The sequence below is a fragment of the Desulfurococcus sp. genome, from assembly GCF_049970475.1.
GTDB lineage: Archaea > Thermoproteota > Thermoprotei_A > Sulfolobales > Desulfurococcaceae > Desulfurococcus > Desulfurococcus amylolyticus.
The window spans coordinates 24,742-33,264 of the sequence record NZ_JBMFMW010000002.1; the positions used below are offsets into that span (position 1 = coordinate 24,742).

Genomic DNA, 8,523 nt, shown 5'->3' on the forward strand with positions numbered 1-8,523 from the left:
TAGTTTGTAGGTTTTTAAGGGTTTTGTAGGACTGGTGAAACTTGTAATTCTGACTACATATAGTACGTAGATAGTATTTATGAATGTATCGGGGAGTCTCCGAGACCACTAGCCCCGAGCAGTAATTCCGTATAGTGATTTACAACGTGAAGGAACTGGTGGAAAAAGCATACCCGAAGCCGTGGTGAACCAGCCCATGGAGACCTAGAAAGACCATAGGCTGGAAATGGTGTCTAAAAAGCAAATAACGGAGGACCCTTCTCAGTTCTGGATAATTAAAACAATAAGTTGGTAAAGAGGAGGCATAGAACCACTATTAATGTCAGAATAAATGTGGTGGATGCAACTAATTCAGGCATCCATCCATACTTGCTTGCAATCAGGGTATTTAACACGGCGGGAGGCATCATTGAGACGAGAATGGCCTGTGTAACAATACTCCAATCCACTCCAGGTATAAACAATACTATATATGTGACTAATGGTGCAATCATGAACCTATATATAGAGGTGAGCGCTATGAACTTAATATTTCCCCGCAGTACATCCACTCTTAGCGGCAGCCTAGCTCCCAGGATCATCGTAGCTGTATAACTTAATGCGTAGGGTGCCCACCACAATGCGTTAATGATGGTCCCAGCTAATCCCGGAGGGAACAGGTAGTGTCCAATCAACCCTATGATAAAGCCTAGCAGCGCCGGCATTTCAATGAGCCTTATCAGCGAGGCTTTACCCAGTGCGATGATGTCCGGTGCCACGACATTAAGGACTAGTGTTGCAAGACCATATATGGATGCAACATGTATGGAACCAAATAATGCAAGTGAAACCGGGAAACCGAGGAAGACTGCGTTGGGAAATATAGATGTGATAAGTAATGCATTATAATAGTCTTTACTTCCGTGCCTAACGATAAGTCTTAGGGATGTCATGGAGATAACTAGAAATATTATGAATGAAGCCATCAACCATAAATCATTCACCATGACACCTCTCTCGGTATAGGTCTTTGTGAATGCCAGGGGTATCAGTAAATAGTAGATGAAATCAACAAGCTTTTTCAATATTCTCTCGAAGAGCTCGTCTAATCCCAGGATCCGTTTGAAAACCACCTGTACAAGAACACCTATACCTATTAACAACATTAACATGGGGACCTCATTCAAGCCTGATACCCCTGATAGATCCCTAGTGCGTGTCATTTTTGATGTGAGCAAACAATATTAATGTTGGTTGCCCCCAAGGTATTCAACGATATATTCGTCACCACCAAAGAATACCAGTGGCTCGGAGAACCTGGCGAATACTTTTCCTTCTCTATTATATATGCTTACATAGGCTTCAAGCGGTTGTTCTTTCCACGGTACCTCCACCATGCATATATTCATTAAGGAGACACATGTCTTCTCTGATGATACATCCTTTAATGGCAGCATCCTCACCACATAGCCATCGGGTAACCCAGTAATGAATACATGCTCGCCGATCGAGAAATAGTATCTATCATCCGGGATTACCTCTACTCTACCCCCTGGTTTCACCCATCCAAGCCTTACCTCGCTGTGTCTAGCCCTGTTATAGTAGAGCAGTATTATCCTTTTGAAACCCTTATCCAACCTTATCTCAGGACTACTATGTATCCGAGACTCCTGGCTGGACCATGTATCAATAAGTGTTTTATCGCCAACGGAGAATATAACACCGTTGTCTGAAACCACGTAGAACCTGTATACTCCGGGTACATCTATCTTAATAAAGCCTTTGAATTCGGCGATGAATTTTTCTGAGGTGATTTTCTCATGCGGCTTCTCAAACCATGTGAAATCTATACGTGGGCTGATCACCTCAGCTAAGGAGTGTAGTCCGTTAAGCCCCTTGGGTGGATTACCATTATCCCAGGCGTAAAATCGTGTCTTGACACCGTTGAGTAAGCCTGGCTTAGCCAGCCTTATTGTGACCAATGACACAGGGTACACCTTTAGAAGCATATCATGTAAATATCTATGTAAGTAATTTATTAAGGGTTTATTTACTATTTACATGGAAACACGGTAAAGGGATAAGTGATGGTTTTAGTTAACCCGAAACTCATTGAATCCATGTTATCTGGAAATCCCTTCCTTAAACAGGCATATACACTATTAGTAAATGATCCAGAGGTTCAGGCATTATGGAGCATGGCTAATGTCATGGCTGTAAACCGCTTGAAATATAATGACCATGGATCGGTGCATGCACATATAGCCGCTGGTGCATCACTCTACATATACCAGTTACTTCTCTCCAAAGGAGTTCAGCCTTCCCTATTAAAGGATGGAGTCGTGGATAATATTGAATACACGTGGCTTATACCATTAATCGGATCGTTGCTTCATGATATAGGTAATAGCATCCACAGGGACATGCATGAAAGGATTGGGGCCCTACTGGCTATACCAATCATCGAGAGGGTTCTTGAGAAGTTGATCACGGATCAACTAACCAGGACTAAGTTAAGGCAGGAGATAGCGCATGCAATATATTGTACAAGCTATGACGTAGAATGCCTCACCTATGAGGCTGGATGCGTTAAAGTAGGTGATGGCGTTGATATGGCTGAGGGAAGGGCGAGGGTACCCTATAGGCTTGGAGGTATCTCCATACATAGTGTTTCAGCGCTTAGCATAAAATCCGTTGAAATACTTCCCTCAGAGAGATTCTCTGTAAGAATAAACGTGAATATGACGGAGCGAGCTGGGATATTCCAGGTGGATGAAATACTTATACCAAAGATATCGTCAACACCCTTGAAGAACCATGTGGAGGTCTACACTTTAATGGGGGGATCCGTGGTTAAATCATATACACCCTCTTGATCAATAATGATATATATGTCTTAGTCTGACCCCCCGCCCTGAAGGACGAGAGTTACCTCTTGGACAGTTCATTGGTTCCCACATCTATTCGGGTTTATATCTATAAAGATTTAAAAACCATCCAGAGGATATTATGTGCTCAATAGGTGAAAGGGATGTTATTTAACACGTAGTCTAAAAATCCCTGTGCATAAACTATTCTTAGATGAAGAAATAGCCATATATGCAAGAATAAAACCCCTCGACTCCTCGAGAATCCTTGTAAGAGATGCCACAGGCGAGAAAGAGGTACGAATCCTGGGTGAGAAGGCTAGGGATATTACTTCACTACCATGTGAGTCAACAGTATTAATAACCGGGGTGCTAACTGAGCAGGGATTGAAGGTGAAAGACTTCAAGGTTCTCCACAAACCATTAGAGCCCGCGAAAATATGCGTGGATAACGTACCCTTGGATCCGGCCGAGTATGTGAGAAACTACCCCATATATATTAGACGCCCTGAAATACTACGGGTTGTTAAAACATACTCTATAGTATTGAGGACCATGAGACGTATACTTGATGAGCACGGCTTCACGGAATTGCCAGCCCCAATAATAGGTTATGTAAGCGATCCAGGTCTGCGGGGAGCGGAAAAGGCCATTGTCAAAATATATGGTGAGACATATGAGGTACAAAGTAGTGTCATCATGTATAAACAATTATATGCATCACTACTCGGGAAGATATATTACGTAGCCAGGAACCTTAGAATAGAGCCACCTGAAAACATGTATACTGGGAGACACCTAGTCGAGTTCACTCAAGTGGATGTCGAAGCCTCTATAACCACAGCCAGCGATATGATGAGGCTGGCTGAGGAAACACTATATAAAACAGTGAGATATATGCTCAACCATTACAGCGAGCTCCTAACATACGATCAGGTAGATTTCCTAGAGAAGACTATTACAAAACCACCCTACCCTAGGATAGACTATGACTCAGCACTAGGGTTGTTGGAGAGAAAAGGGTATAGACTTGAACACGGTAAGGAAATAAGCTTCGAGGCCGAGGCAATACTAGGAGACATGTATGGGACCCCAGTGTGGTTACACGGCTTCCCCACGGTAAGCAGGGGCTTCTATTATATGCCGGATCCCGAGAAACCGGGATATAATATAGACTACAACCTGATTCTACCAGGCCATGCAGGTGAAGTACTGGATGGTGGATGCAGGGAGTATAGGTATGAGAAACTAGTTGAAAGAATAAAGTATCATGGAGAACCACTTGAGAAATACAGGTGGTTCCTCGAGCTGGCTAAAGCGGGGGCAATACAACCCTCATGTGGATGGGGTATGGGTGTCGAGAGACTGGTGAAATACATCCACAGACTTCGACATGTAGCATACGCGTCTCCTCATCCAAGGATCCCGGGAATCATAGGTCCCTAGCTGGTTGGATCATTGTTTTTATAAGTGAAAGCCTCATCCTTTATAACGAGGGAGAATGTCAGCTATATTTAGGGCTATTGTTATGTCATTTAATAGGTGTCATGGATGTTTGACCCGGAGGAAATACGTAAGGATTTCCCCATCCTTAACAGAGAGGTCAACGGTAAGAAGTTGGTCTACTTCGATAACGCCGCGACAACTCAGAAGCCTATCCAGGTGATCAACGCTATCAGAGACTTCTACATGTATCACAACGCTAATGTACACCGTGGATTCCACACCCTGAGCCAAGAGGCCAGCCAGATGTATGAGGAAGCACATGAGAAGATAGCCAAGTTCATTAACGCCTACTCGTGGAGAGAGATCATTTTCTGTAGTAATACTACCGAGGCATTGAACATAGTTGCCTATGGATGGGGACTATGGAATCTCAGGGAGGGCGATGAGATAATATTAACAGTTATGGATCACCATAGCAGTATGCTTCCATGGAGACTGATAGCAAAGCTCAAGAATGCCAAGGTGAAATATATCGATATAACCAATGATGGATACTTAAAGTATGAACTGCTAGAGGAATTTATCACCGAGAAAACACGCGTAGTAGCCTTCCCTATAGCAAGCAATGTCCTAGGAACGATAAATGATTCACGAAGGATAGCTAGGTTGGCCCATAGTGTTGGAGCAATAGTTGTTGCCGACGGGGCTCAAAGCGTCCCCCATCTCCCGACAAATATAAGGGAGCTTGAAATAGACTTCCTCGCCTTTAGCGGGCATAAAATGCTCGGTCCCACCGGAATAGGTGTCCTATGGGGTAGACAAGAACTCCTCGAATCAATGCATCCATTTAAAGTCGGTGGAGATACAATCAAGGATGTCACATTGGATAATGTAGTATGGCATGACCTACCATGGAGGTTTGAAGCAGGTACACCTAATATAGCAGGGGGCATCGGATTAGGTGCTGCAGTAGACTACCTGTTGAAAATAGGTATGGAGAATGTGCGTGAACACGAGAAAGCATTAGTTGAATACACATTGAAGAGGCTTGGCGAGATCGAGGATGTGGAATATTATGGTCCACGCAATCCACGCGATAAGACTGATGTAATAGCATTCAATATAAAGGGGTTAAACCACCACACAGTTGGCTCGGCACTCGACTTATTCGGTATAGCTGTGAGAACTGGAATGCATTGTGCACATCCATTACACTATAGGCTTGGATTAAAGGGTACTGTGAGGGCAAGCTACTATATATATAATACATTAGAAGAAGTGGACTACTTTATCGAGGCCCTGGAGAAAATAGTTTCTCTAAAAGAGTCGCTTAAATCAAAACCACCTACAGAAGTCTGCACTGGTACATAGCTAAAGAATTAGGATTACGAGGTAACGGTAATTAAAAAATAAATAATTTATTTTTATTCCTTAGAGTATTCATCAAGCCTACTTTGCTGGACCAAGGATTCTGGCAAACTTCTTGCCGGAATAGGGGCTGACAGCGAAGGCTATCTTTATCTTGCCCCTCTTGGTCTCCTTCACTACAACCTCGTACTGGTCTGTCTCGAAGTACTTCTTCGCCTTTAGATCGAAGAACTTTAGCTTCTCGGGCATTCCCTTTCCCTCCATTCCTTCGTTTACTTTATTTAGTATGTTGCCATATTTAAACTTTATGTTTTGTAAAAACAGTTCCCACTGAACACGTTTATGTTTGATATAAAATATGATTAATAACTATTACTCAATCACTGTTTCCAATCGATATGAATGTATAAAGATTGTGATAAAAATATACCAGTTTTAAACTATTGTTTCAATTAAAAATATTGTGTTATAGTTTATGAATCAGTGATTAAATTTGTCTATTAAGAGTGTACAGAACCCCTTTTGTTTGTATATTGAAGGCTAAACCAGCGGCCATATTACATCAGGCTTCCCACATATCCCGGCACGATTATACAGATTCCAAGCCGCCTTCTCTGCCTCCTCTATTATCTCTTCCTCGTCTAACGTGAGTGTTTTCCTATCAAACATTACTAATCTCCCATCTATAATACTGTGTTTTACATCATGTCCCGAGGCAGCATAAACAATGTGTGAGACAGGGTTGTTTAATGGGTGTAAATGCGGGTTCCAGTAGTCAATCACTATTATATCCGCCCTTTTACCGATCTCTATGCTCCCAGTAATATTACCGATCATTAATGCCCGTGCACCATTTATAGTAGCCATCTCAAGGACCTGCTCAGCCCTTATCGCGTCAGCCCTCAGCGTTCTAAGGGGTTGAAGCAGTGCAGCATGCTTCATCTCCCTTACCAAGTCATACGTGTTATTACTTGGACCACCATCGGTCCCCAAGGCCACGTTAACCCCATTAGACAGCATATCCGAGACCCTGGCTGCCCCACTAGCCAGCTTCATATTGCTTGATGGATTATGGCTGACAGAAGTACCGGTTTCACCGAGAAGCCTTATCTCCTCATCGCTAACCCATACTACGTGCACCAGGACAGCGTTTGGCCCTGTTAATCCTAGCCAGTGAGCAAATTCAACCGGTTTTTTACCAAATGTCTTAATGGCGTATTCAACGTCATCTCTTACTTCTGCGAGGTGCATTGTTATTCCTGTCTTCAACTCCTTGGCTTTCTCAGAGATTTTTCTATAGAGTTCAAGGCTTACGGCTCCAGGGGTTCTTGGCCCAAACCATATCCATATCCTATTATCCCATCCATGATATTTGCTATGTAGTCTCAGCGTGTCATTGAAACTAGTATCCCCTGGCTCAACTAGTCCCTCGTGCAGGATGTTTTCCTCTAATGCATAGCCTTTCAAATCCATTACATGTCTAGCAATAGCAGCCCTTATCCCTGAGCCGTGTAGGAATTCCACTATATTATCCACACCATAGCGTCCCACCAGCCCTGTCTCAAGGAAAGCCGTTGTCCCCGATTTAATCATTTCAAGGGTTACTAGTTTAGCTGATGCTAATGCCTCCTCAGGTCTATAGTTACCCTGAAGCGGCCAAACTCTATCCTTCAACCAGGGGATTAGAGGTAGGTAGTCTGCACATGCCCTTAGCAGACCTTGGGCTAGGTGTACATGCGTGTTGATTAGCCCTGGCATCACTATGTCTCTCTCGGCATTGATTACTATATCTGAGTAATAACGGTAATCCTTGTCAAGCACCTCCCTTTTACCTACAGCTCTGACCTCTCCATCCTCTACTGCTACAGCACCGTCACGAATTATCCTTCTCGAGGAATCCATGGTTATTATCCAGCCGCCTCTAATATATATATCCGCCAAATAGCCCACCCACATAATTGGTTTATTTCATAAAAGTTAATAACCCTGCATAGTGAGAAATACATCAAAAAGGGCTAAAGGTGGTTGATTGCCATCCTACTTCGCGAGTTTTAACCCTGATGAAAGAGCCGAACTAATAAATACGGCGATGGGGCGTACGCCAGCAGACATCGTGGTAACCAATATAAACCTTGTATCCTCAACCACGGGCGAGATACTAGAGGATGCAAGCATAATAATTAAGGGGCGTAGAATAGCTAGGATCGGGGAGATCGCGGATGTCTCGAAATATATATCATCGAGGACCATCGTAATAGATGGAAGGAAAAGGTATGCTGTACCAGGCTTCATAGACCTCCACATACATATCGAATCAACCCTGCTGGATCCAATAGGTTTCTCCAAGATTGCTTTAAAGCATGGCACAACGACTGTGGTTGCCGATCCACATGAAATAGTCAACGTCCTCGGGTTGAAGGGGCTAGAGATATTCACCAAAGTATCCAGGGAGCTACCGCTGAAAATACTCTATGAGGTGCCAAGCTGTGTACCGGCTACAGATCCATCCTATATGCTTGAGACGCCCGGTAATATCATGTCCTCTAGAGAAGTCAAGGAAGCATTAAACATGGATGGCATCATTGGCTTAGGAGAAGTCATGGACTTCATAAGTGTTGTAAACGCCAACCGGGAAGTATTATCTAAGATACAGGCTGCCAGCGAGAGGAGGATGGTTATCGATGGACACGCACCGCTCCTCAGTGATGAAAAACTAGATGCTTACATCGCGGCTGGAATATTGAGTGACCATGAATCAACCGGCAGCAGGGAGGCCTTAGAGAAGCTCAGACGTGGAATGTATATATTCATCAGGGAGGGGAGTGCATGGAGGGATCTAAAGGCCCTCCTTCCATTGATAAGG

At 43.6% G+C, this 8,523-nt stretch carries 8 protein-coding genes; 4 read left to right on the forward strand and 4 right to left on the reverse strand.

What is annotated here, in order from left to right; genetic code table 11:
- Positions 1-275: 275 nt before the first annotated feature.
- Both ACP5N5_RS00340 and ACP5N5_RS00345 read right to left on the reverse strand, forming a co-directional pair.
- A complete protein-coding gene (locus tag ACP5N5_RS00340) occupies positions 276-1,166 on the reverse strand; it encodes an AEC family transporter (protein WP_428130964.1) in 891 nt (296 codons plus the stop codon).
- A 57-nt stretch (positions 1,167-1,223) separates the two neighbouring features.
- Positions 1,224-1,967: a PA14 domain-containing protein gene (locus ACP5N5_RS00345; RefSeq protein ID WP_428130968.1), complete on the reverse strand. Its 744-nt coding sequence runs from the start codon at positions 1,965-1,967 to the stop codon at positions 1,224-1,226.
- Between the two features lie 99 nt (positions 1,968-2,066).
- Between ACP5N5_RS00345 and ACP5N5_RS00350 the strand changes: the two genes are divergently transcribed.
- From ACP5N5_RS00350 to ACP5N5_RS00360, 3 genes are all read left to right on the forward strand, one after another.
- On the forward strand, positions 2,067-2,855 hold the full coding sequence (locus ACP5N5_RS00350; protein ID WP_048058788.1) for a phosphohydrolase: 789 nt from the start codon (positions 2,067-2,069) through the stop codon (positions 2,853-2,855).
- Positions 2,856-3,041: 186 nt separating this feature from the next.
- A complete protein-coding gene (locus tag ACP5N5_RS00355) occupies positions 3,042-4,292 on the forward strand; it encodes an asparagine synthetase A (RefSeq protein WP_428130975.1) in 1,251 nt (416 codons plus the stop codon).
- A 105-nt stretch (positions 4,293-4,397) separates the two neighbouring features.
- Positions 4,398-5,663: an aminotransferase class V-fold PLP-dependent enzyme gene (locus ACP5N5_RS00360; RefSeq protein ID WP_428130979.1), complete on the forward strand. Its 1,266-nt coding sequence runs from the start codon at positions 4,398-4,400 to the stop codon at positions 5,661-5,663.
- A 78-nt stretch (positions 5,664-5,741) separates the two neighbouring features.
- On the opposite strand, the gene ACP5N5_RS00365 is transcribed toward ACP5N5_RS00360, so the two are convergent.
- Positions 5,742-5,909, reverse strand: a complete 168-nt coding sequence (locus ACP5N5_RS00365; protein WP_014767131.1) for a hypothetical protein — start codon at positions 5,907-5,909, stop codon at positions 5,742-5,744.
- Between the two features lie 291 nt (positions 5,910-6,200).
- Complete coding sequence (locus ACP5N5_RS00370) at positions 6,201-7,601, reverse strand: amidohydrolase family protein (protein WP_428130982.1); 1,401 nt, start codon at positions 7,599-7,601, stop codon at positions 6,201-6,203.
- A 148-nt stretch (positions 7,602-7,749) separates the two neighbouring features.
- On the opposite strand from ACP5N5_RS00370, the gene ACP5N5_RS00375 reads away from it, so the two are divergent.
- The coding region (locus tag ACP5N5_RS00375; RefSeq protein ID WP_428130984.1) for an amidohydrolase family protein at positions 7,750-8,523 on the forward strand (774 nt) is incomplete at its 3' end.

Coding starts and splice junctions, on each gene's coding strand:
- ACP5N5_RS00350 (WP_048058788.1), top strand. CDS start 2,067: ATGGTTTTAGTTAACCCGAAACTCATTGAATCCATGTTATCTGGAAAT.
- ACP5N5_RS00360 (WP_428130979.1), top strand. CDS start 4,398: ATGTTTGACCCGGAGGAAATACGTAAGGATTTCCCCATCCTTAACAGA.
- ACP5N5_RS00365 (WP_014767131.1), bottom strand. CDS start 5,909: ATGCCCGAGAAGCTAAAGTTCTTCGATCTAAAGGCGAAGAAGTACTTC.